Genomic DNA, 26,626 nt, shown 5'->3' with positions numbered 1-26,626 from the left:
AGCGGTGAATCAGTCACCATCGATGTTGAATGTTTTGGCCCCAACGCGAGCAAGCTCGCTCCCACAGGGTTTTGCGTCAGGCGATCTTGCTCAGCAAGGCCATGAAGCGGTCGATGTGGTTCTCGGTGTTGAGCAGGCCGGGTGCGATGCGGATCACCGGGCCGACGTCGCGGTCCACCGAGTCGCAGACCACACGGTTTTCCATCAACTGCACGGCGATTTTTTCGCAGTCGCGGTCCTTGACCCGGAAGAAGGTGAACCCGGCTGACAGGTCCGGGCTCTTGGGCGTGACCAATTCAATCTGCGGGTGTTCCAGCAGCCGGTTTTTCGCATAGGTGTTAAGGGCGTGGATGCGCGCCTGCACCTCGGCCTTGCCCAGTTCCAGGTGCAGCTTGAACGCCTCGTCCAGGGCCCAGCGATGTTCGAAGCTGTGATAACCGCCGGGGGTCATGACGGTCGAGAACGTGGTGGCTTCGGAGAAGGTCGGAATCGTCGGCGTCACATCCTTGAGCTCGGCCGAACGGGCGCAGATGATCCCGGTACCGCGCGGGCCGAACATCCATTTGTGGGTGCCGGCGATGAAAAAGTCGCAGTGCATGTCGGGGAAGTCGAGGTCTTCGACGCCGAAACCGTGCACGCCATCGACCACATACAGGATGCGGTCCTTTTCCTCGCGGTTGCGATTCTGTTCGTTCACCAGTTTGCCGATTTCACCGATCGGCAGTTTCACGCCGCTGCCGGACTGCACCCAGGTCATGCCCAGCACGCGGGTTTCGGGGCGAATGCCTTTGGCGATCGAATCCAGCACCTCATCCGCCGACACGGTGTGGCTGTTCTCGAACAACTTGAGCTTGCGCACCTTGACCCCGTCCTTTTGCTGGCGGTAACCCAGGGCGTAATTGGTGGCGTAATGTTCGTGCTCGCTGGTGAGAATTTCCTGGTCCGGGCGCACATGGATGCCGCCGTAGATCAGCGACAGGCCTTCCGTGGTGCTGCTGGTCAGCGCGATCTGTTCAGGCTTGGCCTTGAGGTAGCGACCGGCCCAGACGCGCACCGCTTGCTCGCGTTTTTCCGTTTCGCCCAGGTCCCAGTCCATCGCCAGGCCCGGGTTGCGGTCGAGGTTGGCGCGGTGGCGTTCAATCGCCTCACGCACCGGCCGTGGGTGGGACGTCACCAGAAAATTGGCGAAGTGCAGGTAGTCCGGATCCTGGTCGAACAACGAACGCAATTGCGCCCATTTGTCCTTGGACAGCGGCGGTGGATTGGCAGCCAGCGCCGGTAGATTCACGGCGGCACTCAGGGGCAGGCCAGCCGCGAGAATACCGGCCTGCTTGAGGAATGAACGGCGGTTAGTCATGAGCTGGGTTCGCTTTTGCAAAAGTGGGCATCAGTTTTTTGCCACCGGTCTGGACGACTTCTGCACCTGGTCCCAGACCCGCAGGAAATTCCCGCCCCAAAGCTTGGCGATATCGGCCTCGCTGTAGCCGCGACTGATCAGCTCGGCCGTCACGTTGCGGGCTTCGCTGACATCCTTCCAGCCCTCCAGACCGCCGCCGTCGTTGAAGTCGGAACTGATGCCGACGTGGTCGATACCGATTTTTTTCACCGCGTAATCAATCGCGTCGCCGTAGTCCTTGAGGGTGGCTTTCGGTTCTTCGTCGACGATGGCGTAGAGCTGGCTGGCGTATTCGCCGAAACGTTGTTCGGACCAGACGGTGATCACCGGGTCGCCCGGCATCAGCGCCATTTCCAGGCCTTGCAGCGGTTGCAGGTCGAAGCGTGTGCGCAGGGCGTTAAGTTTGTCCTGGGTGGCCTGGCTCAGCGGGCGGATGTAGGTCGGGAAGCCGACAATCTGCACCACGCCGCCGCTGTTCTTGATCAGTTGCATTTCCTGATCGCTGAGGTTACGCGGGATGTCCACCAAGGCGCGCGGTGCCGAGTGCGAGGCGACCATCGGCGTGCGGCTCAACCGGGCGACTTGCTCCAGGGCCTTGGTCGACATCTGCGACACGTCGATGATCACGCCCAGATCGTTGAGACGATGCACCGCTTGTTTGCCGATCTCCGACAGGCCACCGAGGGCGTCGCGCGAATCATTGAAGAACGGCAGCGGTCGGGACGAATCCGCCCAGGCGTTGTTGCCCACGTAACTGAAACCGAACATGCGCATGCCACGAGCGGCCCAGGTGTCCAGCGCGTTCAGGTCGTTGCCCAGCGGGTAGGCGTTGAGCATGCTCATGAAGATCGCGAACTTGCCTTCGCCGTGCAGGCGACGGAAATCGTCTGGGGTGTAGGCGATGGCGACCTGGTTGGGGAAGTCGCGAACCATCGTGCTGATGATTTTGTAGCGGGTTTCCTGCTCGAACCGGGCTTCGTCGACGAAACCGGCGGTGGGGCGATGCGGGGCGTTGGCGCCGTTCCAGATTTCCGGCCAGCCGAAAATCGTCAGGGCCGCGCCGGACAAGCGACCGCGCCCTGTCTTGACCAGGTCGAATTGGCCGGTGCCGTCCTTGTCCGCTTCATTGCCGGCGGTGCCGAAGTCCAACGGTACGGTGACGTGGCTGTCGAACGAGAGGATGCGCTCTTGCAGCTCATCGGCCTGTTTCATCACCTTGGCCGGGTAACCGGGATTGTCCTTGAACCAATAATCCCAGGCCGCAAAGCCTGCCCCGGCACTGATCGCCAGGGCCAGCGGCAGGCCAATGTAGAGAGCCTTTTTCGAACGTGGTTTTGTCATTGCCATCTCAGTCAGGTTCGCCGCCCCGGTGCGGGCGCAGGGGCCTTTGCTATCTGGGAAGAACGAGTGGCCCGGTTGGAAATTTAGTGGGGCTGATGACCCCATCGCGAGCAGGCTCGCTCCCACAGGGGATCTACGGTGTTCACCCAATCCTTGTGGGAGCCAGCCTGCTGGCGATGCTTTTAAATTTTTGCAGCTAACAAACGTTCTAGCTTGGATAAAGCCTGCTTCATGGCTGACACAGGTAGGGCAATGACGATTTCTCGACGATGGTTCATGGCAGGCCTGGCGCTGACCGGTGCCGCCGTGCCTGCGGCTTTTTATGGGCATCGCGAATGGACGAAACCGGATCCGACGATCACACCCGGCGAAGCTTCATTCGATGTGGCGGATGTCGCCGGCCAGCATTTGGCGAACACCTTGCGTGGCGTCTGGCAGATTCGTTTCGAAGGGCGTGACGCCGGTATCGAAGGCCTGCCACGGGACGGGCTGGAGGTGTTTCTCGACGTCGGCCACAAAGGGCGCGGCCTGATCGGGTTCCTCGACACCGCCCAGCGCTTGCGCTCCAGCGATGAGCCGCGCTACCGGGTGCTGGGCGATCTGGCAGAAGCCAAGCCGGCTGAGTTGAGCTGGCGGCTGGTCAGTGCCGACGCCGCCCACGGCACGCCGGATTACGAATTCAGCATGTCGCTGGACGAAGTCTGGGCCGGTTTCGGCAATGCCGGCAGCGGTACCCTCAGTGGCCGGGTGCTGAACCTCGATCGTCCGCTGATGATGACCGCCCAGGACAATCGCTTCATCGCCGTCAAACGGGTTTTCCCCGAGGCCCGCGAGCGCGCCGGTCTCAATGCGCCGCTGCTGGCGTGGCTGGTGTCTGCCGAACATCGGTTGTTTCACCAGCTCTGGCATGCCTCGCGGGACAAGTGGCACACGCTGTCCGAAGACAAGCGCAACGCCCTGCGTGGCATTGGCTGGCAACCCGGACCGCGGGACAAGGAGCGTGATGCCCGTGGCGCCCGCAAAGATCGCAATGGCTCGGGCGTGGACTTTTTCTTCATGCACCGGCACATGCTGGGCACGGCGCGGTCGATGCAGGACTTGCCGTCGTGGCAGCATTTCCCACTGCCGCAGCCAGAACTGGCCCGGGATCGCATCGGCTTCGCCCATTACTGCGACAACCACGACGGCACCGCGCTGCCGCCGACCTGGCAGGCCGACGACGATGCCGAATACTCGCAATGGGTCAGCGACATCAAGACCGCCGAGACGTATCACAGCAACTTCCAGGTCTGGGAGTCGCGCTACCGCGATCCGCGTTATCTGTCGAAGCTCACCCTGGGGCAGTTCGGTTCAGAGGTCGAACTGGGGCTGCATGACTGGCTGCACATGCGCTGGGCCTCGGTGCCGCGTGATCCGTCCAATGGCCAGCCGGTGCCGTTTGCCCGGGATCCGGCAGACTTTTCCGCGCGCTGGTATGCGCCGGAAAACGACTTTCTCGGCGACCCGTTTTCCTCCCATGTGAACCCGGTGTTCTGGCATTTCCACGGCTGGATCGATGATCGTCTGGAAGACTGGTTCCGCGCGCACGAGCGTTTTCATCCGGGGGAGGTGAGTCGTCTGGAGGTCAACGGCGTGGCGTGGTTTGCGCCGGGGCGCTGGGTCGAGGTGGCTGATCCGTGGCTGGGGCCGAGCACCCATGGTTGCAGCACGACGCCGGGGTTGCAGACGGGCAAGTCGGTCGAGATGGACCCGGAAACCATGAAACTGGCGCTGCGCATCACCTTTGGTGAAGACGATAAGAAGCTGGCGGACCTGTTCCGCAAAGTGCCGCAGCGGCCTTGGTATGCGCGGCATTTGAAGGCCAAGCCGATTACCACTTAAGCAGGTGATACCGCGTTATCGTTCAATCGCGGGCAAGCCCGCTCCCACAGTTCATGTGTCATGCCCAACATTGCGGCACACATAAATCCCTGTGGGAGCCGGGCTTGCCCGCGATAGCGGACTTCCAGGCGACTCAAATCACAGAACCTGCCACCCGCCACCTAACGCCTTGTACAGCGCAATACTCGCCTGCAACCGCGACAACCGCAGCTGCACATTCAGATCCTGCGCGGCATACAGCGTGCGCTGGGTCTCCAGCACCGTCAGCAAATCCTCGGCCCCGGCCTGATAACGGCTTTGCGCAATATCGAAGGCGGTCTGCGCCTGGTTCAGTTCCTCGCTTTGCCACTGACGCTGTGCATCCAGTCCGCGAATGCTGTTGAGGGCTTTTTCCACGTCGGCGAAGCCGTTGATGATCGCCCCGCGATAGGTTTCCAGCAGTTCTTCCTGGCGGGCCGTGGCTTTATCGCGCTCGGCACCCAAGCGACCATTGTTGAACACCGGCGCAAGCAATCCGGCGGTGAGGTTGTAGAACGGACTGCGCAGAATGTCTGCCGCCCGGTTCGCCCCCGATCCCAATTCTGCGCTCAAGGTCACCTTCGGCAACATCGCCGCGCGGGCGACGGTGACGTTGGCCTGCGCGGCGGCCAGTTGTGCTTCGGCGCGGGCGATGTCCGGGCGGCGGGTGAGCAGTTCGCTGGGGGCGCCGGCCGCGATGGTCGGCCATGACAGCTGATCAAAGCGTTCCTGACCCAGCGCCAGCTCCTGAACCGGCCGGCCGAGCAGGGCGGCCAGACCGATCAACGCGTCCTGAGCCTGTTGCTGCACCAGCGGCAATTGCCGTTGCTGCGCCGCCACCAGGCTCTTCTGCTGCGCCAGTTCCAGGGCCGTTGCCGAACCCGAATCAAAACGCGTCTGCACCAGTTTCAACACGTTCTGCGCGTTCGCCAGGTTCAGCTCGGCGATGCGGCTTTGCTCCCGCAGCGACAAGGCCTGCGCGTAGGTATTGGCGACGCCGCTGAGCAGCGTCAATTCCACGGTCGCCTGATCGAACTCGCTGGCTTGCAGCGCGAATTGCGCGCTGTCACGGGAGGCCCGTTGACCACCCCAGAAATCGATTTCGTAACTGGCGCTGAGGCTGGCGTTGAAGTAATCGACGGCCTTGTTATCGCTGTCGGCATCAAGCTGGCTGTAACCGTTGCCGCGCAGCAGTTTTTGCCGATTGGCGTTCAGGGCACCCTTGACTTCGGGTAGCTGCGAACCTGCGGCAACCACCGTTTCGGCTTGCGCCTGGCGCACTCGTGCGATGGCGGCGGCCAGGTCGTAACTGCCGACCCGCGCTTGTTTAATCAGCTGATCCAGCTGCGGGCTGCCAAATTGCGTCCACCAGTGCAGGTTGCTGCGGGTGGCGTTTTGCGTGTGCGGCGATTGCCAGGAAGAGGGCGGCTGGATGCCGCTGTCCGGACGCTGGGCGGGCGTGCCGCAGGCGCCGAGCAGCAGGCAAAGGGTCAGTAAACTCAGTTGCGGCTTCATGGAGAGATCATTCACTGGTAAGGGCCGTGACCGGGTCGAGTCGGGCAGCTTTGCGAGCCGGCATGAAGCCGAAGACAACACCGGTGACCAGGGCGCAGCCAAAGGCACCGAGCACCGCTATCAAGGAGAACGCGACGGCGACTTCGCTGAGGATCAGCACGCCGCCGACGATCAGCGCCAGGGCGATCCCGGCGAGCCCGCCGACCACCGAAAGCATCACCGCTTCGGTCAGAAACTGGCGCAGGATGTCGCGCTGACGGGCGCCGGTGGCCATGCGGATACCGATCTCTCGCGTGCGCTCGCGCACGGTCATCAGCATGATGTTCATCACGCCGATGCCGCCGACCAGCAGCGAGATCGCGGCAATCGAGCCCAGCATCAATGACAAGGTGTTTTGCGTGCGCGCTTCGGCCTGGATCATCGCGGCGTTGTTGGTCAGTTCGAAATCCTTCTTGCCGTTGTGCAGGCGCAGCATCAATTGCTCGATGGCGATTTCGGTCTCCTTGACCTTGCGTGCGTCGGCGGCGGCGATGGCCACGTACTCGGGGTTGTGGGTGCCGAACAGCCGCACACTGGCGGCGGAGTACGGAATGGCGATGCGGTCGTCGCTGTCGGAGTCGCCAGAGCTGGCGCCTTTTTCTGCGAGCACGCCGACCACCTGGAACGGCACGTTCTCGATCAGGATGTACTGGCCGATCGGGTTGGCCACGTCCTTGAGCAACTTGGTCCGCACCTTGTGGCCGATCACTGCGACCGCCGCGGCGTTGCGTTCATCGTCCTGGGTGAAATAGCTGCCTTGCACCACCGGCCAGTTGAAGATCGCCGGGAAATTGGTGTCGTTGCCGCCGACGTAGCTCAAGTGGTCGAGGTTACCGAAACGCACCCCGGCCTCCTGGCCATTGACCGGCATGATTCGCGTCACCTGCGGCAGGCTGCCCACCGCCGCGACATCGTCCAGGGTGACGATGCCCAAGGGTGTTCGCGGGTTCGGTGATGAGCCGCTGAGGTAAATAATATTCGAGCCAAAGGCGCCCATTTGCGCCATCACCTGGCGTTTGCTGCCTTCGCCGACGGCCAGCATCACCACCACCGACGCCACGCCGATGATGATGCCGAGCAGCGTCAGCGCCGTGCGAAAGCGGTTGATCCACATCACCCGCCACGCCGCTTGTACGGCGTCGATCAGTTCGCCTTTCCACGCGCCGGTCGCTTCCGCGCCTTCGATCAGGCGCTTGCGCAGATCCACCGCTTGCAGCGCGCCGGGGTTGGCCGACGTTTGCGCTTCAGGGTTGTCATGGGCGCTGTCGCTGATGATCAGCCCATCGCGGATTTCGATGATGCGTTTGGCCCGGGCCGCGACCTCGCGGTCGTGGGTGATGAGGATCACCACGTGGCCCTGGCTCGCCAGTTCGTCGAGCAGGGTCATCACCTCGGCGCCGCTGTGGCTGTCGAGGGCGCCGGTAGGTTCGTCGGCGAGGATGATGTGGCCGCCGTTCATCAAGGCACGGGCGATCGACACCCGTTGTTGCTGGCCACCGGACAGTTGATGCGGACGGTTGCCGGTGCGCGAAGCCAGGCCGAGGCGGTCGAGCAGGGCGGCGGCGCGGGCATGGCGTTCGGCGGCCGGTAAGCCTGCGTAAATGGCCGGCATCTCGACGTTTTCCTGGGCCGAGCCGGACGGGATCAGGTGATAACCCTGGAACACAAAGCCAAAAGCCTCGCGACGCAGCCAGGCCAGCTCGTCGCTGTCGAGGGCGGCGACGTTTTGCCCGGCGAAACGGTATTCGCCCGAGGTCGGGCGGTCGAGGCAACCGAGGATGTTCATCAGCGTCGACTTGCCGGAACCGGACGCGCCGACAATCGCCACGAATTCCCCGGCATGGATCGACAGGTCGATGCCCCGCAACACGTGAACTTCCGGTGAATCGCCGCCGCCGTAGGCTTTGCGGATGTCCTGCAGGTCGATCAGGGGCGTCTGCATTCAGCCGCCACTCCCGTCGGCCGGGCCGATCAGCAGGTGATCGCCTTCCTGCAAGCCGTCGAGGATCTGCACCCGCAGACGATCACTGATGCCAGTGCGCACGTCGCGCTGCTGGATGCTGCCGTTTTCGGCGACGACCTGGGCGATTTGCATGTTGGCTTCAGTGCCGGCCTGCAGCGCCGCGACCGGTGCGGTCAGGGTGTTTTTCGCCTGATCGGAAACGAAGAACACTTGGGTGGTCATCTCCGCCATCAACGCGTTGTCGGCGTTATCGACGTCCAGCAACACCGTATACAGCACCACGCGCGCGCTGCCGCTTTTGCTCGAACTGGCCGGGCTGCCGCCACCCTGGCTGGTCTGGTCCAACGGCTTGGGCGGCACCGGCAGAATCTGCCGCACGGTGCTGCTCCAGCGTCGGTTGCCACCGCTGAGGGTGGTGAACCAGGCGGTCATGCCGGGTTTGACGTGACCGATGTCGGCTTCCGAAACTTCAGCCCACACGGTCATCGGCGACAAATTGGCGATGCGCAAAATCAGCGGTGTTTGTTGCTGGGCGTTGAGGGTCTGGCCGACCCGAGCGTCGAGGGCGACCACGGTGCCGGCCATCGGTGCGTAAATCCGCGTGTAACCGAGTTCGGCCTGATCGCTGCGCAGGCTGGCCTGGGCCTGACGGATCTGCGCCTGAAACATGTCGATGCGGGCCTGGGTGGCGTGCAGTTCGGCCTGGGCGGTTTGCACGTCTTCTTCGCGGGTCGCGCCGCCGGCCTTGAGGTTTTGCTGGCGCTGGAACTTCTGCCGGGCCAGTTCGTGCTGGGCTCGCTGTTCCTGGAGCTGCGCCTTGAGGTTCTCGATGGAGAAGCGTCCGGCGTCAAGCTTGGCCTGCTGGGTGGACGGATCGATCTCCACCAGCAGCTGACCTTCCTTGACCACGTCGCCGACTTCCACATGAATCTTCTGGATCTGCCCGGACGCCTGGGCACCCACGTCGACATAACGCCGGGGCTGCAGGGTACCCAGCGCCGTGACACTGCTTTCAATGTCGCCACGGCTGACTTGCACGGTGGCGAATTTATCCCGGCCCGGCGGGATCACTTGCCAGGCGGCGATGGCGATAACGGGGATCAGACAAAGTGCTACAAGCAGGGCGCGTCGGGTCTGTCGGGGACGTTTCATGCAGGGTTCCGGCCAATGGGTATCGGCCCGTCGTTCAACCTGCGCATGAAAGACGGCGGCAGGCGAACGCTGTCGGGGAGCCGACAGACACGGGGAGCTGTCCTGTAAACGAGGAAAGTGATGGGGAATTTAGGCGCGGACACAGGTCGATACAAACGGGGATAAATCCCCTCGCCACACAGGTGTAGCACATGACTATTTATCGGGTAAGTCAAAGCAACACTTTAAATCTATATGAGAATTACTATAAATTACGCGGCTCGAACTGCCACCATCTTGCCACTGCCCATTTGTGCGGTCGCAGAAGTGGCTCAAGGATAGAAACCGCACCTCGTGCGGCCGGGAGTCATGTTGGAAAACTACTATCGCGAGCTGGTGTGTTTCCTGAACGCCAAGCTAGGCAACCGTCAGGTGGCCGAAGATGTGGTGCATGACGCTTATCTGCGGGTGCTGGAGCGTTCCAGTGACACGCCGATCGAGCAGCCCCGGGCCTTCCTTTATCGCACCGCGCTGAACCTGGTGATCGACGATCATCGCCGCAATGCCTTGCGCCAGGTCGAATCGCTGGACGTGCTCGACAACGAAGAGCGCTACTTCACCCCATCCCCGCACAACTGCCTCGATCATGGCCAGCGCCTGGAGATGCTCCAGCGTGCCCTGGCGGAATTGCCGCGGTTGTGCCGCGAAAGTTTTCTGCTGCGCAAGATCGAGGGCCTGTCGCACCCCGAAATTGCCGAGCACCTCGGTATCTCGCGCGCGCTGGTGGAGAAGCACATCGTCAATGCCATGAAGCATTGCCGCGTGCGGATGCGTCAGTGGGACGCCCATTGATCCCTTCTCTCTAAATTTTTTTTCATTGTCCTCGTTCCTACTCAACAGACGACCTGCTGTCCTGCATCAGGTCACTTAGGCTTATTCCCCTTGTTGAGGGGTTCATCCAGAGGACACTGGAAATGACACAGGCAATTGCATCGCCCATCGTTCACGACCTGATCGGCGTCGGTTTCGGCCCTTCGAACCTGGCGCTGGCCATCGCTCTGCAAGAGCGCGGGCCGAGCCAGGGCGAGCTGGATGTTCTGTTTCTCGACAAGCAGGCGGACTATCGCTGGCACGGCAACACCCTGGTGACCCAGAGCGAGTTGCAGATCTCCTTCCTCAAGGACCTGGTGACCCTGCGCAACCCGACCAGCCCGTATTCGTTCGTCAACTACCTCAAGCATCACGGGCGTCTGGTGGACTTCATCAACCTCGGCACCTTCTACCCGTGCCGCATGGAGTACAACGACTACCTGCGCTGGGTCGCCGGCCAGTTTGAAGCCCAGAGCCGCTACGGCGAAGAAGTGCTGACCATCGAGCCGGTGCTGCACAACCAGCAGGTCGAGGCGCTGCGGGTGATCTCTCGTGACACTCAAGGGCAACAACACGTGCGCACCACCCGTTCGGTGGTGGTCAGTGCCGGCGGTACGCCGCGCATTCCCGAAGCGTTCAAGGCGCTCAAGGATGACGGCCGCGTGTTCCACCATTCCCAGTACCTGGCGCAGATGGCCAAGCAGTCTTGCGTGAACAATCAGCCGATGAGCATCGCGATCATCGGCGGCGGCCAGAGCGCGGCGGAAGCCTTCATCGATTTGAACGACAGCTTCCCGTCGGTGCAGGTCGACATGATCCTGCGTGGCTCGGCGCTGAAGCCGGCGGATGACAGTCCGTTCGTCAACGAAGTGTTCTCGCCGGAGTTCACCGACCTGGTGTTCCAGCAGGCGAGCAGCGAGCGTGAGCGTCTGGTCAACGAGTACCACAACACCAACTATTCGGTGGTGGACATCGACCTGATCGAACGCATCTACGGCATCTTCTATCGCCAGAAAGTCTCAGGCATCGCGCGCCACACTTTCCGTACCCTGACCACCATCGAAAAAGCCACCGCCACCGAGCGCGGTATCGAACTGGCGGTGCGTAACAACGCGACCGGCGAAGTCACGGTTCGTCTGTACGATGCCGTGGTATTGGCCACCGGCTACGAGCGCCAGATGCACCGCAAACTGCTGGCGCCGCTGGAGCAATACCTGGGTGATTTCGAGGTGGATCGCAACTACAAACTGATCACCGACGAGCGCTGCAAGGCCGGCATCTATATGCAGGGCTTCTGCCAGGCGAGCCACGGTTTGAGCGACACGCTGTTGTCGATCCTGCCGATTCGCGCGGATGAGATTGCCGGTTCCTTGTATGACCATGGCAAGCACCGTGGGCATAGCCGGTCGATGGTGGATTTGTTGTTGGCCACTGCGAGCTAAAATGTGTGGTGGCTGTGAGGCCGTCATCGCGGGCAAGCCCGCTCCCACAGTTTGATCTATTGGCACAAAATCCGTGTTCACTAGAGATCTCTGTGGGAGCGGGGTTGCCCGCGATGGGGTCCTGAAAGTCACCACAAATATTGAAAGCTGAACCCTTCCTGAAGAACCCCGCAATTCCCCCACCACCCGCCGTTCCTTCGTTTACTCTCCAGAAATCGGGGCGTAAGCTTCGCGCGTTTTCATCAATAGCGGAGACCCTCTGTGGGTACTTGTTCGAGTGACAGTAGTCGGCCGGTTTCGATAACCGGCACCTTCCCGGCAAGATAACGCGCAGCCTGTTGCCGTTGTCTCGCCGTAAAGCGAGCAGCGGAAATCCCGATCGCGGCCAGCCCAGGACCGTGTCCCGACCTCCCTCTCATCGACGCCTGACCGTGTGTGATGTTCGACGTGCCTGTCGTCATCGCAGCGACTCGACACGCCTGCTCGAAGGTCTCCCGGCTGACCCAGGGGGCACCGCCATGAACCTTACCCTGCTCAAGGAATTCTTTGCCGGATTCCTGCGCACCCGTCACATCGGCCGGCACTTTCGCCGACTGGCGCTGCTGGAAAGCTTCACCGACACCACGGTCAGCCGTGAAGTGCCGCCAACGCTGGCGCAAACCCTTGTTACCGCTGCCAACAGCGCCACCGGCCCCTTGCTGAAAAAACTCGGCAGCCACACCGACGGCTTGAGTGAACAGGAAGCCGACACCCTGCGCGAGCGATACGGCCTCAACGAAGTCGAACACGAACAGCCATTGCCCTGGTGGACCCACCTGTGGCACTGCTACAAAAACCCGTTCAACCTGCTGCTGACCTTGCTCGCGGTGATCTCCTGGCTGACGGAAGACATGAAAGCCGCCATCGTGATTTTCTCGATGGTGGTGCTCTCGACCTTGCTGCGCTTCTGGCAGGAAAGCAAATCCAACCAGGCCGCCGACGCGCTCAAGGCAATGGTCAGCAACACCGCCACGGTGCTGCGTCGGGAGGCATCACGCACCGAGGTGCCGATCAAGCAATTGGTGCCGGGCGACCTGATCGTGCTTTCGGCCGGCGACATGATCCCTGCCGACTGCCGGGTGCTCAGCGCCAAGGACCTGTTCGTCAGCCAGGCGGCGATGACCGGCGAATCGATGCCAGTGGAAAAATTCCCGCGCCAGCAGGACAGCGACAGCGGCAACCCGCTGGACCTCGACAACATCCTGTTCATGGGCACCAACGTGGTGTCCGGCACGGCGATGGCGGTGATTCTCACCACCGGCAACAACACCTATTTCGGCGCCCTGGCCCAGCGCGTCGGCGCCACCGATCGCGCCCCGACCTCGTTCCAGACCGGGGTCAACAAAATCAGCTGGCTGTTGATCCGCTTCATGTTCGTGATGGCGCCGCTGGTACTGTTCATCAACGGTTTCACCAAGGGCGACTGGACCGAAGCGCTGCTGTTCGCGCTGTCGATTGCCGTGGGCCTGACCCCGGAAATGCTGCCGATGATCGTTACCTCGACCCTGGCCAAAGGCGCGGTGTTCCTGTCGCGTAAAAAAGTCATCGTCAAACGCCTCGACGCGATCCAGAACTTCGGCGCCATGGACGTGCTGTGCACCGACAAGACCGGCACCCTGACCCAGGACAAGATCTTCCTCGCCCGAAACGTCGACGTCTGGGGCAACGACTCCGACGACGTGCTGGAAATGGCCTACCTCAACAGCTACTACCAGACCGGCCTGAAAAACCTGCTGGACGTGGCGGTGCTGGAACACGTGGAAATCCACCGTGAACTGAAGGTCGGCACGGCGTTTCGCAAGGTCGATGAAATTCCGTTCGACTTCACCCGCCGACGCATGTCGGTGGTGGTCGCCGGGCGCGATCAGCCGCATCTGCTGATCTGCAAAGGTGCGGTGGAAGAAGTACTGGCGGTCTGCACGCGTGTGCGCCACGGCATGGTTGATGAAGCACTGACCGATGAATTGCTGGCGCGGATTCGCCAGGTCACTGGCGCGTTCAATGCTGAAGGTCTGCGGGTAGTCGCCGTGGCTGCGCGGCCCATGATTGAAGGCCGCGACACTTACAGCCTGGCGGATGAACAGGCGCTGACGCTGATCGGTTATGTGGCGTTCCTCGATCCGCCGAAAGAAAGCACCGCCCCGGCCCTGAAGGCGCTGGCCGCTCATGGCGTGGCGGTGAAGGTGCTGACCGGCGACAACGAACTGGTGACCGCGAAGATCTGCCGCGAAGTCGGCCTGGAACAACAAGGCCTGCTGATGGGCAATGACATCGAACGCATGAGCGACGCCCAATTGGCGGTGGCGGTCGAGACCACCAACGTCTTTGCCAGACTCACGCCGTCGCACAAGGAACGCATCGTGCGTCTGCTCAAAGGCAACGGCCACGTCGTCGGTTTCATGGGCGACGGCATCAACGACGCACCGGCACTGCGCACCGCCGACATCGGTATTTCGGTGGACAGCGCCGTCGACATCGCCAAGGAAGCGGCCGACATCATCCTTCTGGAAAAGAGCCTGATGGTGCTGGAGGAGGGCGTGCTGGAAGGGCGCCGGACCTTCGCCAACATGCTCAAGTACATCAAAATGACCGCCAGTTCGAACTTCGGCAATGTGTTCTCGGTGCTGGTGGCCAGCGCGTTCATTCCGTTCCTGCCGATGTTGCCGATGCACCTGCTGGTGCAAAACCTGCTCTACGACGTCTCGCAGATCGCCATCCCGTTCGATCACGTCGATGAAGAAATGCTCAGCAAGCCGCAGCGCTGGCAGCCGGCGGACGTCGGGCGCTTCATGCTGTTTTTCGGCCCGATCAGTTCGATCTTCGACATCACCACGTTTGCCCTGATGTGGTACGTGTTCGACGCCAATACCCCGGACCATCAAACGCTGTTCCAGTCCGGCTGGTTCGTGGTCGGGCTGCTGACCCAGACCTTGATCGTGCACATGATCCGCACACCGAAAATCCCGTTCCTGCAAAGCCGCGCGGCGATGCCGTTGATGGTCATGACCGGGATCATCATGGCCGTAGGGATTTTCCTGCCGATGGGACCGTTGGCGCACTACTTCAAATTGCAGGCGCTGCCGTCGCTGTATTTCGTGTTCCTGCCGCTGATCCTGCTGGCGTACATGGGGCTGACTCAGGCGGTGAAGGGTTTCTACATTCGGCGGTTTGGATGGCAGTAATGGCCGGGTCTTTGGTTATTTCAGAAAAGTCCTACAGAAACATCTGTGCGCCTCCCGTAGCCTCGCCGCTTCAAAAATCAGCTATTCACACATGAGGCTACGATGCCGAATAAAGCCTTGCGCATCCTGATCGCCGACGAGCAGCACTTTCACCGGATGCTGATCGAGCGGCTGTTCAATCAGCTCGATTATTACCGCGTGGCGCCGGTGCAGGATCTTGCTTCAATGCTGACCCTGGTCGAGTACGGTTGTGAGCCGTTCGACCTGGTGGTCGTCAATGCCGCGCTGGCGGCCGGCGAACTGGATTTGCTCAGCTATGTCCTCGATAACCGGCAGGTTCGCCACGCACTGATTTTCGACGGCCAACGGGCGCAGTTGCCGGCGATCCCGGCCGGCCGGCAACCGAAGGTTCAAGTGAGCCATGCGGCGCTGCCTGATCTGCGGTGTATCCAGATGTTGATGGCGATCATTGATCCATCGTCGCAGGAGCGTCATCAGCGGTACGCCGGGTGATTGCGACATACCGTTCGTCGGCACTGTCATTTCTGACAGGTAGATTCTGCCTTTCTCCCATGCAACAGTCCTGGCGCAGCCGTTGCGTCTGCCCCGGCGTTATCCGACGGGCATTCGTTGAGTCTTTGCACAGGGAGTTGCCATGAAGTCAGCGATGATTGTGGACGATCATCCGGTGGTTCGCGCCGCAGTGAAGCTTGTACTGGGGCGGGAAGGTTTCAAGCAGATTCATGAGGCGGCCAGCGTTGGGGAAGCGTTGACCACACTTCGTGAGCAACGGGTGGATCTGCTGATCCTGGATCTGGTGATGCCCGGCGGCAACGGCCTGGACCTGCTGGAGCGAATCAAGGCCAGCGACTGGAAATGCGTGGTGCTGGTGTTCACCTCGCTCGATCCGCTGTTTTTCCAGGAGCGGTGCATGCGCGGCGGCGCGTTGGCGTATGTCTCAAAAACCAACAGCCTGGAGCAATTGCACAAGGCTGTGCACGCAATGATGGCGGGCTACACCTATTTTTCGCAGTTGCTGTCCAGGCCGATGAACCCGCTGCAACACAGCGAAAAAAAGTTGATCGATACACTGTCCAACCGCGAGTTGACCATCTTGCAATACCTTGCCCGAGGCTTCTCCAACAAAGCGATCGCCGAAGCCATGAACCTGAGCCACAAAACCGTCAGCACCTACAAAACGCGCCTGGTCATAAAACTGGGGGTTGTGGCGGCGGTGCATCTGCGGGACTTCGCCATACGCAATCACCTGATCTGAGTGCGCCAGACCGTGCGATGCATTCTGCTGATCCTGATGATGTGCCTGGTGCTGCCAGCCTCGGCCCGGACCACCGGCGAGCCTGAGCGCTTGCAGTTGCTGGGGCGTTCCACGGTGGAGGGCTACGCGGTCCATCTGGATGAACAGGACCGGCAATGGCTGCGCAACAAGCGTGTGTTGCGCCTTGGGGTGAGCGGGCCGGACTACCCACCGTTCGAGGTGACGCGCAATCACGACGAGCTGGAAGGCATCACCGCCGATTACGCCATGCTCGTTGCGCAACTGCTGGACGTGGAAATCGAGGTGCTGCGCTACGTCACGCGTGAAGCGGCCATGGAAGCCCTTAAATACGGCGAACTGGATCTGCTCGGGACCTCAAACAACTTCGAACTGGCCGACCCCGAGCTGATCCTGTCCAGTGCTTACGCTGAAGATCAGCCGATGCTGGTCACCCGACTGGACGAGCGCATGCCCGAGGATCTGGCGGGTAAACGCATTGCCATGGCCGATGATTATCTGCCGGCGCAGACCGTTGAATCGTTTTATCCCGAGGCCAGCCTGAAACGTTATCCGTCGGCGCTCGATGCGCTCGGGGCGGTGGCGTATGGGCAGGATGATGTGTACCTCAGCGACCTCATCAGCGGCAATTACCTGATCAACAACAACTACTTCAATTCCGTTCATCTGGTAGGACCGTCGGGCCTCGACGCTAACCCGTTCGGCTTCGCACTGGCCCGGGACAACTTGCCGCTGAAGGACCTCTTCGACAAGGCGCTGGCGGCGATCCCCATGGAGCAGCGCTCAATCATCGAGCAGCGCTGGAGCGCCGGCAGGGCCAAAGTGGCGGGACAGCAACGCGTGGATCTGAGTGTGAGTGAACAGCGCTGGCTGGATCAGCATCCGACGGTGAGGGTGGCGGCGATCGAGGACTTTGCGCCGTTGACGTTTTACACGGCCAATGGAAGCTTCAGTGGGTTGACGGCGCAATTGCTGACGCTGATCAGCCAGCGTAGCGGCTTGAACTTCAACGTGGTGCGAGGCCAGACCCTGGACCAGCAGATCCAGCGGCTCAAAGCCGGCGAGATCGACGTCTTGCCCGCCATCATCCCCACGACCGAAGACGTCGCAGGGCTGCACTTTACCCGGTCCTATGTGACCAATCCGTACACGCTGGTCAGTGCAGCAACCGCCGACAGCCCTAAGACACTGGGCGATCTGGCCGGCAAGCGCCTGGCGATATATCCCCGTCACCCGATGCGTGCGTTCATTCAGGCGCGGGCGCCGCAGGTGCAGATGGTGGGCGTACAAAACCCGGCCGAAGGTCTGGAGCTGGTGGCGAAAGGACAGGCCGATGCCGCGCTCAGCTCATTGTTCATCACCCGTTACCTGATCGCCCGGTACTACCAGGGGCGTTTACGGATCAGCAGCACTGTGGGCGACGAGCCGGCGCGTATCGCCATGGCCACCGGTCGTGACCAGCCGGAGTTGCACTCGATTTTGAACAAGGCGTTGCTGAGCATTTCGCCCGAAGAGATGGACGGGTTGGTCGCTCGCTGGAGCAATGATGCGGTGGTCGAGGACAGTTATTGGCTGCGTCATCGGCAAAACATCTTGCAGGCATTTGCCGCCGCCGTGGCGTTGTGGTTGCTGGCGCTGGGCTGGATTGCCTGGCAGCGTCGGCAGATCCGCCAGCGCCAGCAGTGGATGCAGCAATTGCAGGAGGCCAAGGACGCAGCGGACGATGCCAACCGTGCCAAAACCACGTTTCTGGCGACCATGAGCCATGAAATCCGCACACCGATGAATGCCTTGATCGGCATGCTTGAAATGGCTGAGAAGCAGGCGCAAGAGGGCATCGTCGACCGTTTTGCCATAGATGTCGCGTCCACTGCCGCGCAGCAGTTGCTGGCATTGATCGGCGATATCCTGGACATCGCACGCATCGAATCCGGGCATTTATCCCTGACACCCGAGCGCGTCAATCTGCGTGACCTGGTGGCGTCAGTTTGCCGGGTGTTTGAAGGGCTGGCGCGGGAGAAAAATCTGGCGTGGCGAGTCGATCTGGACCCGCGCAGCGACCGCGACGTGCTGGTCGACCCCACGCGCTTCAAACAGGTGCTGTCCAACCTGTTGAGCAACGCGATCAAGTTCACCCGTGACGGTGAGGTGAGTTTAACGTTACGCGTGGTGTCCGGTGTGTCGGGGCATCTGGCGGTCAATCTGCGCATTGAAGACAGCGGCATCGGCATCAGTGCAGCCGACCAGCAGCGGTTGTTCAGTCCGTTCGTTCAGGCCGGTAACAGCCAGCAATCCGCCCGCCAGGGTTCCGGCCTGGGGTTAGTGATCAGCCGCACGTTGTGCGAAATGATGGGCGGACGGCTGGTGCTGCACAGCGTCCTCGGCCAGGGCTCGCACGTCGACATCAGTCTTTCGCTGATGGTGTTGAAAGCGTTGCCACCCTGTGAATCAGTGGACAGCGGATCGCCGAAACCCACGCGGCCACTGACCATTCTGGTGGTTGACGATTACCCGGCCAATCGCCTGTTGCTTTCAAGTCAGCTGGGCTATCTGGGGCATCGCGTGATGGAGGCCGAGGATGGCGAGCAAGGGCTGGAGCTGTGGCGTGTCCACGAGTTCGATGTGGTCATCACTGACTGCAATATGCCGAACCGCAGCGGTTATGAATTGACCGGTGCGATACGCGATGAAGAGCGTCTGCAAGGCCTGCCGCCGACACTGATCCTGGGTTTTACCGCCAATGCGCAGCGCGAGGAAAAGGTCCGGTGCCTTGAGGCGGGCATGGATGACTGCCTGTTCAAACCCATTCGGCTGGCGGATCTGAGTGGATGGCTGGCTGACCGGTTTGAAGAGGCCAGGAGTGAAGCCCCTTCGTCTTCGCCGATCGACTTGAGCGAGTTGGAGCAATACGTCGGTGAAGACCGGACGTTGATTAATCAATTGCTGCGCGAACTGGCCGTGACCAATCGGGATGACCGTGAACATCTGCTTAAAGCACAGGCTGACAACAATCTCCCTGATCTGCGAAACCTGGCGCACCGCATCAAGGGCGGTGCGCGCATGGTCCGGGCCCAGCGGTTGATCGAGTGTTGTGAGGCGCTGGAACGCGCTTGTGGCGAAGGGCATGCGGCATCGATCGACGAGGCCGTCGATCAATTGCAGCACGCCATGCGAAGTCTCGATCAGAGCCTTGAGCCGGGCTGACGCTTAATCCCAATGCGGCGCGATGCCTTTGGGGCTGGTCAATCGATGGCCGCGATCAAGACCTGCGATGAGCGCCATGTCGGCTTCGCTCAAGCGCAATGCACAGGCTTGCAGATTGCTGTGCAGGTTGGCGCGTTTGGTGGAAGACGGAATGACCGCGTAACCCAGTTGCATGGCCCAGGCCAGCGTGACTTGCGCCGGGGTGGCCTGCAAGCGCTCGGCGATGTGCTGGATCGCCGGGTCTTTCAACACTTCGCCGTAGGCCAGGGTCATGTAGGAGGTGATCTGGATGCCCTGACGCTGAGCAAACTCGACGACCTTGCGGTTTTGCAGGTACGGGTGCAGCTCGATCTGGTTGGTTGCAATGTTCTCGGCACCGACCGCTGCAATTGCTTTTTGCATCAGCTCGACGGTGAAGTTGGAGACGCCAATCTGCCGGGTCAGGCCCAGTCGCTTGGCTTCGAGCAAGGCGCCCATGAACTCTTCGACCGGCACTTGATCGTCCGGGGACGGCCAGTGGATCAGCGTCAGGTCCAGGTAGTCGGTCTGCAGTTTGCGCAGGCTTTCCTTGAGGCTGTCAATCAACCGGTCTTTGGCAAAGTTGGCAACCCAGATTTTGCTGGTGATGAACAATTCTTCACGGGCGATGCTGCTGGCGGTGATGGCCTCGCCGACCTCGGCTTCGTTTTCGTAGATTTGCGCGGTGTCGATCACCCTGTAGCCCAGCGCGAGGCCGGTGCTCACCGAATCGATGACCACCTGGCCTTGCAAGCGAAAGGTACCGAGACCGAATGCGGGAATAGACATCAATGACTCCAGGGGTTGCAGTGGGAATGGGCAGGAGTATCCCCGGCTGCCTCCCCGGGAAAAACCGCTGGATGGGCAAAGCAATATTTACCGCAAGTCATGAATCGGGGAGGGGGCAGCCTGGGGGATTGTGGGTGTCTGGTCGGCCGCCATCGCGAGCAGGCTCGCTCCCACATTGGAATGCGTCCCCCTGTGGGAGCGAGCCTGCTCGCGATGGCCGCGACTCGGTCTCGGAACTTATCCCCGAGCCTCAAGAATCATGCAAGTCGTCGACCCCGTCGCATACAACCGCCCATCCACATCATAAATCCGCCCCTCGGCCAGCGCGGTGGAGCGCCCCAAATGCACAATTTTCCCTTCGGCCCGGACCGGTCCGCTGGCACCGGTCAACGCCCGGACGTAGCTGATGCGTAAGTCCAGCGTCGTATAGCCCTGGCCCTTCTTCAACTGTGTATGAATCGCGCAGCCCATGCACGAATCCAGCAAGGTCGCCGCATAGCCGCCATGCACGCTGCCCAGTGGGTTGTAGTGCCGCGAATCCGGCGTGCCCTGGAAAATGAACAGCCCGGCCGACCATTCGATGGGGATGAAGTCCATCAAGGCGCCGATGGGCGGTGAAGGCAGTGCGCCGTCGCCGATACCCTCGAAAAACTCGGCGGGCGACAGCGCACTGACCTCGGCCATGGACAGGCTGCCCGGTCCGGCCAGACGCGAGCGCATGGCCTGTTCCTGGGCGATCCATTGGGCGAGGGTGGCGTCACGGTTGGGGCTTTGCATGATGAGGTCCTCAGGCGGGAGCGGATATTATGGTTGTAATCCTGGTCGATATTATGTCCGAAATAAAAACTCCGCCAGCCCCGTGTGTCGAGTCGTCACACGCAATCGCCAAGGCAAAAGTCCTCGCCGATGGCAGCCCTGTCGAAACCTTCACCATCGTTCTCCAGATAGAACGCTCAAGCTGATTTTTGCCGTCTAGTGGATCAAAGCGTTCGGTCTTAAGCTGGGCCATTGCGTTACACAACGAATTTGGAGGCAGGATGAAAAACATCATCGGTATTTACACCAGCCCGCGCACCCACTGGGTCGGCGACGGTTTCCCGGTTCGCACGCTGTTTTCCTACGACAACCTGGCCAAACACATCAGCCCGTTTTTGCTGCTCGATCATGCCGGCCCCGCCGAATTCACCCCGACCACCGAACGTCGTGGCGTGGGTCAGCATCCGCACCGCGGTTTCGAAACCGTGACCATCGTTTACAAGGGCGAAGTGGAGCACCGCGATTCCACCGGCAGCGGCGGCAAGATTGGCCCCGGTGATGTGCAATGGATGACTGCGGCATCGGGGATCCTCCACGAGGAGTTCCACTCCGAAGAGTTCGCCAAGAGCGGCGGCACCCTGGAAATGGTGCAGCTGTGGGTCAACCTGCCGGCCAGGGACAAAATGGCCGATGCCGGTTACCAGACGATTCTCGATGGCGACATCCCGAACCTCCCGCTCAAGGACAAGGCCGGCAGCCTGCGCTTGATCGCGGGTGAGTTTGAGGGGCACACCGGTCCGGCGCGCACGTTCACGCCGATCGACGTCTGGGACCTGCGCCTCAACGGCGGCAAATGGTTGACCCTCGACCTGCACGAAGGTCGCAACACTGCGCTGGTGGTGCTGCGCGGCACGGTTCAGGTCAACGGCCTGGAACTTGTGCGCGAAGGGCAGTTGGCGTTGTTCGAACGCGAGGGGCATCAGCTCAGCCTGGAAGCCAATGACGACGCGGTGGTGTTGCTGCTCAGCGGCAAGCCGATCGACGAACCGATTGTCGGCCACGGTCCGTTCGTGATGAACAGCGAGCAAGAGATTCATCAGGCTTTCGCTGACTTTCAGTCAGGCCGGTTTGGGCAGATGAGCGATTGAGCTCATTGTTTTGACGCCGGGCTATGCCAACACACATCCCTGTGGGAGCGAGCTTGCTCGCGATTGCGGTAGGACAGCCACTTATTCAGTGACTGTCTGACCGCCATCGCGAGCAAGCTCGCTCCCACAGTTTTTTGTGGTGTTATCAGATCCTCAATTGCTCCTACACTGTGCCCATCCGTACATGGGCTGGAGTTGTTTGATGCTGTCACTGCTTACCAATCACCCCTTGATCAGTGCGCTGGTCCTGATCCTGATCGATCTCGGCTTGTGGCGCTTGATCAGTGCCAACGGCAGCAACTGGAAACTGGTCGTGCGGCTGGTGATTTTTGCGCTGTTCAGCGTCTTGTTGTTCAACGAAGGCATGAACCCGCTGGAGCCGGCACCCTGGGCCGACAACGTACCGCTGCACCTGGCGGCCACGGGGTTGCAGATCGGCTGGTGGCTGTTCGGCGCGCGCACCCTGACGGTGTTGATCGGTGCAGTGATGATGCAACGGGTCGGGCACACCGGGCGCCTGCTGCAGGATCTGCTCGGAGCGGTGATCTTTCTGATCGCCGTCATCGCCGCCCTCGCCTATGTGCTCGAACTGCCGGTCAAAGGCGTGCTCGCCACCTCCGGTGCGTTGGCGATCATCGTCGGCCTGGCCTTGCAAAGCACACTCAGTGATGTGTTCTCCGGGATCGTCCTCAACACCACCAAACCCTATCAACTGGATGACTGGATCTCCATCGACGGCACCGAAGGCCGGGTCACCGACATCGACTGGCGCGCCACGCGCCTGCAAACGTCCCAGGGCAGCATGGCGGTGATTCCCAACTCGCTGGCGGCCAAGGCCAAGATCATCAATTTCAGCCGGCCGAGCGATATGTTCGGCGTCTCGATCAGCCTGCAACTGAGCCCGCACGCGCGCCCGCAAACGGTGCTCGACGCGCTGGAGCGGGCGATGCAGGGTTGTCGTTATCTGCTGAACAAACCGGCGCCATGTGTCGCGTTGAAAGGCTCCAACGCCAGTGGCGTGGAGTACGAAATCAGTGGCTTCGTGGTCTCCATGGATCAGAAGCGCATGGTGCGCAATCTGCTGTTCGACCTGGCGTACCGGCACTTGCAGGCGTCCGGTGTCAGCCTGTTGTCGAACGTCGAATCCAACGCGCCTGCCGGCCTGTCACGGCCACGGGCGTTGCTGGACAGCTCGAACATTTTCTCAACCCTGCGTCAGGAAGAGAAAGACACCTTCAGCCAGAACATGACCCTGCAAACCTTCCGTGCCGGTGACATGATCCTGCCGGCGGGGGAGGTCAGCGATCACCTGTTCATCATCGAATCGGGTGTGGTCTCGGTGCAATTGAGCCGGGGCGGGGTCAAGTTCGAATCTGGGCGCATGGGCCCGGGCGAGGTGATCGGCGAGGGCGGGATTTTGTCCGATACCGCGCTGCCGGCAGAGTTCACCGCCAAGACGGCCTGCAGTCTGTACCGGATCGAGAAGGACTACCTCAAACCGTGCCTGGATGCGCGCCATGACATCAGCGAAGCGATGAAGGCGTTGCTGGATTTCCGCTTGCACAAGGCACAGACCCTGACCCAGGAAGCGCCGAAGGTGGTGGAGAAGAAAGGGTTTTTGCGGTGGTTGCGCAGTCGGGCGTAGTTCTTCAGGTGGATGGCCGCTGCGCGGATCGCGGGCAAGTCCGCTCCCACATTGATTGTTGCGAACTCAAGGTTCGGGTTCGCATCAAATCCCTGTGGGAGCGGGCTTGCCCGCGATAGCAATTGCAGACTCACCAAAATATTAAGATCAGAAATCCAGAGTCGCCGACACCTTCAACGTCCGCGGCGTCCCCTGTGTCAAATACCCGCCATTGGCCGACGCCCAGTAAGCCTTGTTCGCCACGTTCTCCAGATTGGCGCGCAAGGTGATTTCCTTGTCATCAAGCGTGAAGGCATACCGCGAACCCACATCAAAACGATTCCACGCCGGGATGCTCTGGGTGTTGGCGGCATTCAGATACTGCCCGCCCGTGCGCAACATCCGCGCGCTGAACGCCGCGCCTTCGATCCCCGGCACATCCCAGTCGGCCCCGACGTTGAGCTGAAAACGCGGCACGCCGACGGCGCGGTTGACGCCGTTGGTGCTGCCTTCGATCTCGGTCTTCATCAGCGTCGCGCCGCTGAGCAGGCGCAGGCCTTCGAGCGGTTCGCCGTAGAGGTTCAATTCCACGCCTTTGTTCTGCTGTTGGCCGTCGACCCGGAAGATACCGTCCTGCGTGTAGCTCGATGGCTGCTCAATGCGATACACGCCCAGACTGGCGCCGTAGGTGTCCATGTCCAGGCGCACGCCGGCTTCGATTTGCTTGCTGCGCACCGGGGCGAAGGTTTCGTCGCGGTTGACCGCGCTGGTCGGCGGCGTCGGGCCCTTGGCCAGGCCTTCGATGCGGTTGGCGTAGAACGAAACGTGTTCCCACGGCTTGATCACCAAACCATAAACCGGCGTGGTGATCGACTCTTCATAGCTTGAAGTGCGGGCGCCAGTGGTGGTGTTCCAGCCGTCGACGTTGAGTGTCTGGCGTCGCACGCCGAGGGTCAGCAAGATGCGATCGTCGATAAACCCCAGGGTGTCGGACACTGCCGCACTGCGCAGGGTGTTTTTGCCGACGATGCGCGGGTCGTGGATGTCGCTGCCAAACGACGTCGCCCGTGGACGCGGTTTATCGGTGACGTTGTAAATGTTGGTGCTGTAGCGCCCGGCCGTGGCGATGGTTTCGAACGCCGAGCGTTGCTCGCCCCAGATACCCGCCAGGCCGAGGTTCAACTGATGGCTGACCGGGCCGGTGTTCAAGCGACCGTTGAGGCCGGCCATCAGGCTCTGGTTATCCTCGTCGTGCGGCGGGTAAAGCATGCCGCCACGGGCGTTGCCATTGAGGTCGGTAAGGGTCAGCGACGAGTACACGCCGTTTTCCCGGGTGTGTTTGGCACCGCCGGCGACGTAGGCGGTCCAGCTGTCGCTGAGGTCGTACTCGGCGCGGGCCATGCCGAAGGTGTCTTCCAGTTGCGAGTAGCTCCAGCTCTGCGCGTAACCGGCATTGGCGTGCGGCACCTTGGGCACTTTGCTCAGGCTCGAGTCGACGTAAACCACCGAGCGGCCCTGGTTGATCACCTGTTTCTGGTAGCCAAGGTCTGTCGAAATGCGCAGGCGATCGCCGCGATAGTCCAGGCCCAGGCTGATCAGCGACGAACGCTGGTCTTCATCGTCGACGGCAGTATCGCCTTCGCGTTGCAGCAGGTTGAGCCGGGCGCCGAAACGGTTGTCTTCGCCAAAGCGCTGGCCTAGGTCCAGATGCCCGCCGACCCGGCCATCGGCGCTGTAATCCAGGGTGACGCTGCGGGTCGGCAGGTCGCCTGCGCGCTTGGGTTGCAGGTTGACGCCACCGCCGATACCGCTGCCGCTTGGGGTCACACCGTTGATGAAGGCGTTCGGCCCCTTGAACAACTCGACCCGTTCCAGTGCTTCGGTGGTGATGATCTGACGCGGCAAAACCCCGTATAGGCCGTTATAGGAAATGTCATCGGAGGCCAGCGGCAAGCCGCGAATCATGAACACCTGGGAGAAGTTGCCGAACCCGGCGGACTGGCGCACCGAGGCATCGTTGAGCAGCACATCACCGACGGTCTGGGCTTGCTGGTCGGCGATGGTTTTGGCGGTGTAGCTGGTGACGCTGAAGGGCAGGTCTTTGAGTTCCTGGTTGCCCAGCATGCCGACCCGTGCGCTGCGCGCGACCTGGCCGCCGCCGAAGGTGTCAGCGTTGTCGTCGCGCAGGGCGCTGATGCTGGTCGCGCCCAATTCCAGCGCACCATTGGCGGTGACTCGCGGCACCAGCGTGTAACCGTTGCCGCCGGTGCTAATCAGCTCGAAACCGCTGCCTTCCAGCAACTGTGCAAAGCCCGATTGCACGCTGTAGTCGCCTTGCAATCCCGGACTCTGGCGGTTGCCCAGTTGTGCCGGATCGAACGACAGCGGTACCCCGGCACTCACGGCAAATTGCGCCAGGGTGTGGCTGAGCAAACCCGGGCCGATGTTGACGCTGCGGCTGGCGCTTTCATTCACGGCGTCGGCCGCCTGGCTGTTGAACGGCAGCAACGCCGTGCAGGCCAGGGCGAAACTCAGGCTCAAGGCCTTGAGCGGGAAATCGTGCAGGGGTGTTGAAGTCATTCGGCGTTCCTGTCGAGCGCGTGGAATTGAAGAGGTATATCCACACACCGAACGAAGCGCAGAAAGGTATCAGGGGACATTGAAAAAAATCGCAGGACAGTCAGACCTTCGGTTCGACCGACAACCAATACCGGGTCAGCCGGCTGATTTTCAGCGGCAGGGTATCGCTGAGCAAACGCAGGCTGGCATCGGTATCGCGCAGGGAAAACGCCCCCGACACCCGCAACGCGGCGACGTCCTCATGACAACGCAACACGCCGGGCCGGTAGCGGCTCAATTCGCCGAGCAATTCGTCCAGGCGCATATTGTTCGCCAGCAACATGCCCTTGTCCCAGGCCAGGGCGCTGGTGTCGAAGCTTTCCAGCGGGTCGAGGCGGTTGAGCTTGAAGCTCTGGC

General features: G+C 61.4%; 17 protein-coding genes and 1 pseudogene. 9 read left to right on the top strand and 9 right to left on the bottom strand.

Features of this window, described 5'->3' with window-relative positions:
* Positions 1 to 76: 76 nt before the first annotated feature.
* Positions 77 to 1,357: an aminotransferase class V-fold PLP-dependent enzyme gene (locus K0F88_RS21975; protein ID WP_094468250.1), complete on the bottom strand. Its 1,281-nt coding sequence runs from the start codon at positions 1,355 to 1,357 to the stop codon at positions 77 to 79.
* Positions 1,358 to 1,387: 30 nt separating this feature from the next.
* On the bottom strand, positions 1,388 to 2,737 hold the full coding sequence (gene pvdM, locus K0F88_RS21970) for a pyoverdine-tailoring dipeptidase-like protein PvdM (protein ID WP_219096519.1): 1,350 nt from the start codon (positions 2,735 to 2,737) through the stop codon (positions 1,388 to 1,390).
* 252 nt (positions 2,738 to 2,989) lie between these two features.
* Between pvdM and K0F88_RS21965 the strand changes: the two genes are divergently transcribed.
* Positions 2,990 to 4,618, top strand: coding sequence for a PvdJ/PvdD/PvdP-like protein (locus K0F88_RS21965; RefSeq protein WP_219096518.1), 1,629 nt, complete (start codon positions 2,990 to 2,992; stop codon positions 4,616 to 4,618).
* A 138-nt stretch (positions 4,619 to 4,756) separates the two neighbouring features.
* Here K0F88_RS21965 and K0F88_RS21960 read toward each other — a convergent pair whose 3' ends face one another.
* The 3 genes from K0F88_RS21960 to K0F88_RS21950 are packed head-to-tail and all read right to left on the bottom strand — an operon-like array spanning position 4,757 to position 9,305.
* Positions 4,757 to 6,151, bottom strand: coding sequence for an efflux transporter outer membrane subunit (locus tag K0F88_RS21960; protein WP_094468247.1), 1,395 nt, complete (start codon positions 6,149 to 6,151; stop codon positions 4,757 to 4,759).
* A gap of 7 nt (positions 6,152 to 6,158) precedes the next feature.
* A complete protein-coding gene (locus K0F88_RS21955; protein WP_219096517.1) occupies positions 6,159 to 8,132 on the bottom strand; it encodes a MacB family efflux pump subunit in 1,974 nt (657 codons plus the stop codon).
* Positions 8,133 to 9,305 (bottom strand): efflux RND transporter periplasmic adaptor subunit, encoded by a 1,173-nt coding sequence (locus K0F88_RS21950; protein WP_219096516.1) that lies wholly within the window; start codon positions 9,303 to 9,305, stop codon positions 8,133 to 8,135.
* A 348-nt stretch (positions 9,306 to 9,653) separates the two neighbouring features.
* Here K0F88_RS21950 and K0F88_RS21945 point away from each other — a divergent pair, with 348 nt between their 5' ends.
* The 6 genes from K0F88_RS21945 to K0F88_RS21920 all read left to right on the top strand — a co-directional run bounded on the left by K0F88_RS21945 (position 9,654) and on the right by K0F88_RS21920 (position 19,315).
* The gene (locus K0F88_RS21945; protein WP_306823151.1) at positions 9,654 to 10,136 is read left to right on the top strand and encodes a sigma-70 family RNA polymerase sigma factor; all 483 of its coding nucleotides are present in this window, start codon (positions 9,654 to 9,656) and stop codon (positions 10,134 to 10,136) included.
* Positions 10,137 to 10,258: 122 nt separating this feature from the next.
* Entirely contained in the window at positions 10,259 to 11,596 is a 1,338-nt protein-coding gene (locus K0F88_RS21940) for a lysine N(6)-hydroxylase/L-ornithine N(5)-oxygenase family protein (RefSeq protein ID WP_219096514.1), read from the top strand.
* Positions 11,597 to 12,114: 518 nt separating this feature from the next.
* Entirely contained in the window at positions 12,115 to 14,817 is a 2,703-nt protein-coding gene (mgtA, locus tag K0F88_RS21935; RefSeq protein ID WP_219096513.1) for a magnesium-translocating P-type ATPase, read from the top strand.
* A gap of 102 nt (positions 14,818 to 14,919) precedes the next feature.
* Positions 14,920 to 15,330, top strand: coding sequence for a chemotaxis protein CheY (locus tag K0F88_RS21930; RefSeq protein WP_094468241.1), 411 nt, complete (start codon positions 14,920 to 14,922; stop codon positions 15,328 to 15,330).
* Positions 15,331 to 15,472: 142 nt separating this feature from the next.
* On the top strand, positions 15,473 to 16,093 hold the full coding sequence (locus tag K0F88_RS21925; protein ID WP_094468240.1) for a response regulator transcription factor: 621 nt from the start codon (positions 15,473 to 15,475) through the stop codon (positions 16,091 to 16,093).
* Positions 16,094 to 19,315: a transporter substrate-binding domain-containing protein gene (locus tag K0F88_RS21920; RefSeq protein WP_374039736.1), complete on the top strand. Its 3,222-nt coding sequence runs from the start codon at positions 16,094 to 16,096 to the stop codon at positions 19,313 to 19,315.
* A gap of 3 nt (positions 19,316 to 19,318) precedes the next feature.
* On the opposite strand, the gene dkgB is transcribed toward K0F88_RS21920, so the two are convergent.
* Together dkgB and K0F88_RS21910 are read right to left on the bottom strand one after the other, a co-directional pair.
* Positions 19,319 to 20,122, bottom strand: a complete 804-nt coding sequence (gene dkgB / locus K0F88_RS21915) for a 2,5-didehydrogluconate reductase DkgB (RefSeq protein ID WP_219096512.1) — start codon at positions 20,120 to 20,122, stop codon at positions 19,319 to 19,321.
* Positions 20,123 to 20,359: 237 nt separating this feature from the next.
* Positions 20,360 to 20,899 (bottom strand): PaaI family thioesterase, encoded by a 540-nt coding sequence (locus tag K0F88_RS21910; RefSeq protein WP_094468238.1) that lies wholly within the window; start codon positions 20,897 to 20,899, stop codon positions 20,360 to 20,362.
* A gap of 260 nt (positions 20,900 to 21,159) precedes the next feature.
* Between K0F88_RS21910 and K0F88_RS21905 the strand changes: the two genes are divergently transcribed.
* Positions 21,160 to 22,026, top strand: a complete 867-nt coding sequence (locus K0F88_RS21905; protein ID WP_219096511.1) for a pirin family protein — start codon at positions 21,160 to 21,162, stop codon at positions 22,024 to 22,026.
* Between the two features lie 202 nt (positions 22,027 to 22,228).
* Positions 22,229 to 23,671, top strand: a complete 1,443-nt coding sequence (locus K0F88_RS21900; RefSeq protein ID WP_219096510.1) for a mechanosensitive ion channel domain-containing protein — start codon at positions 22,229 to 22,231, stop codon at positions 23,669 to 23,671.
* 147 nt (positions 23,672 to 23,818) lie between these two features.
* On the opposite strand, the gene K0F88_RS21895 is transcribed toward K0F88_RS21900, so the two are convergent.
* Both K0F88_RS21895 and K0F88_RS32520 read right to left on the bottom strand, forming a co-directional pair.
* Positions 23,819 to 26,230: a TonB-dependent receptor gene (locus tag K0F88_RS21895; RefSeq protein WP_219096509.1), complete on the bottom strand. Its 2,412-nt coding sequence runs from the start codon at positions 26,228 to 26,230 to the stop codon at positions 23,819 to 23,821.
* A 100-nt stretch (positions 26,231 to 26,330) separates the two neighbouring features.
* Positions 26,331 to 26,626: pseudogene (locus K0F88_RS32520) on the bottom strand (iron dicitrate transport regulator FecR); the annotation flags it as partial.

Source organism: Pseudomonas sp. UMAB-40 (assembly GCF_900095275.1).
Classification (GTDB): domain Bacteria; phylum Pseudomonadota; class Gammaproteobacteria; order Pseudomonadales; family Pseudomonadaceae; genus Aquipseudomonas; species Aquipseudomonas mandelii_B.
This window is presented reverse-complemented; position numbering and strand designations above follow the sequence as displayed.

Bases quoted from the DNA above. Each gene is read 5' to 3' on its own strand.
- K0F88_RS21975 (WP_094468250.1), bottom strand. From the start codon at position 1,357: ATGACTAACCGCCGTTCATTCCTCAAGCAGGCCGGTATTCTCGCGGCT.
- pvdM (WP_219096519.1), bottom strand. From the start codon at position 2,737: ATGACAAAACCACGTTCGAAAAAGGCTCTCTACATTGGCCTGCCGCTG.
- K0F88_RS21965 (WP_219096518.1), top strand. From the start codon at position 2,990: ATGACGATTTCTCGACGATGGTTCATGGCAGGCCTGGCGCTGACCGGT.
- K0F88_RS21960 (WP_094468247.1), bottom strand. From the start codon at position 6,151: ATGAAGCCGCAACTGAGTTTACTGACCCTTTGCCTGCTGCTCGGCGCC.
- K0F88_RS21955 (WP_219096517.1), bottom strand. From the start codon at position 8,132: ATGCAGACGCCCCTGATCGACCTGCAGGACATCCGCAAAGCCTACGGC.
- K0F88_RS21950 (WP_219096516.1), bottom strand. From the start codon at position 9,305: ATGAAACGTCCCCGACAGACCCGACGCGCCCTGCTTGTAGCACTTTGT.
- K0F88_RS21945 (WP_306823151.1), top strand. From the start codon at position 9,654: ATGTTGGAAAACTACTATCGCGAGCTGGTGTGTTTCCTGAACGCCAAG.
- K0F88_RS21940 (WP_219096514.1), top strand. From the start codon at position 10,259: ATGACACAGGCAATTGCATCGCCCATCGTTCACGACCTGATCGGCGTC.
- mgtA (WP_219096513.1), top strand. From the start codon at position 12,115: ATGAACCTTACCCTGCTCAAGGAATTCTTTGCCGGATTCCTGCGCACC.
- K0F88_RS21930 (WP_094468241.1), top strand. From the start codon at position 14,920: ATGCCGAATAAAGCCTTGCGCATCCTGATCGCCGACGAGCAGCACTTT.
- K0F88_RS21925 (WP_094468240.1), top strand. From the start codon at position 15,473: ATGAAGTCAGCGATGATTGTGGACGATCATCCGGTGGTTCGCGCCGCA.
- dkgB (WP_219096512.1), bottom strand. From the start codon at position 20,122: ATGTCTATTCCCGCATTCGGTCTCGGTACCTTTCGCTTGCAAGGCCAG.
- K0F88_RS21910 (WP_094468238.1), bottom strand. From the start codon at position 20,899: ATGCAAAGCCCCAACCGTGACGCCACCCTCGCCCAATGGATCGCCCAG.
- K0F88_RS21905 (WP_219096511.1), top strand. From the start codon at position 21,160: ATGAAAAACATCATCGGTATTTACACCAGCCCGCGCACCCACTGGGTC.
- K0F88_RS21900 (WP_219096510.1), top strand. From the start codon at position 22,229: ATGCTGTCACTGCTTACCAATCACCCCTTGATCAGTGCGCTGGTCCTG.
- K0F88_RS21895 (WP_219096509.1), bottom strand. From the start codon at position 26,230: ATGACTTCAACACCCCTGCACGATTTCCCGCTCAAGGCCTTGAGCCTG.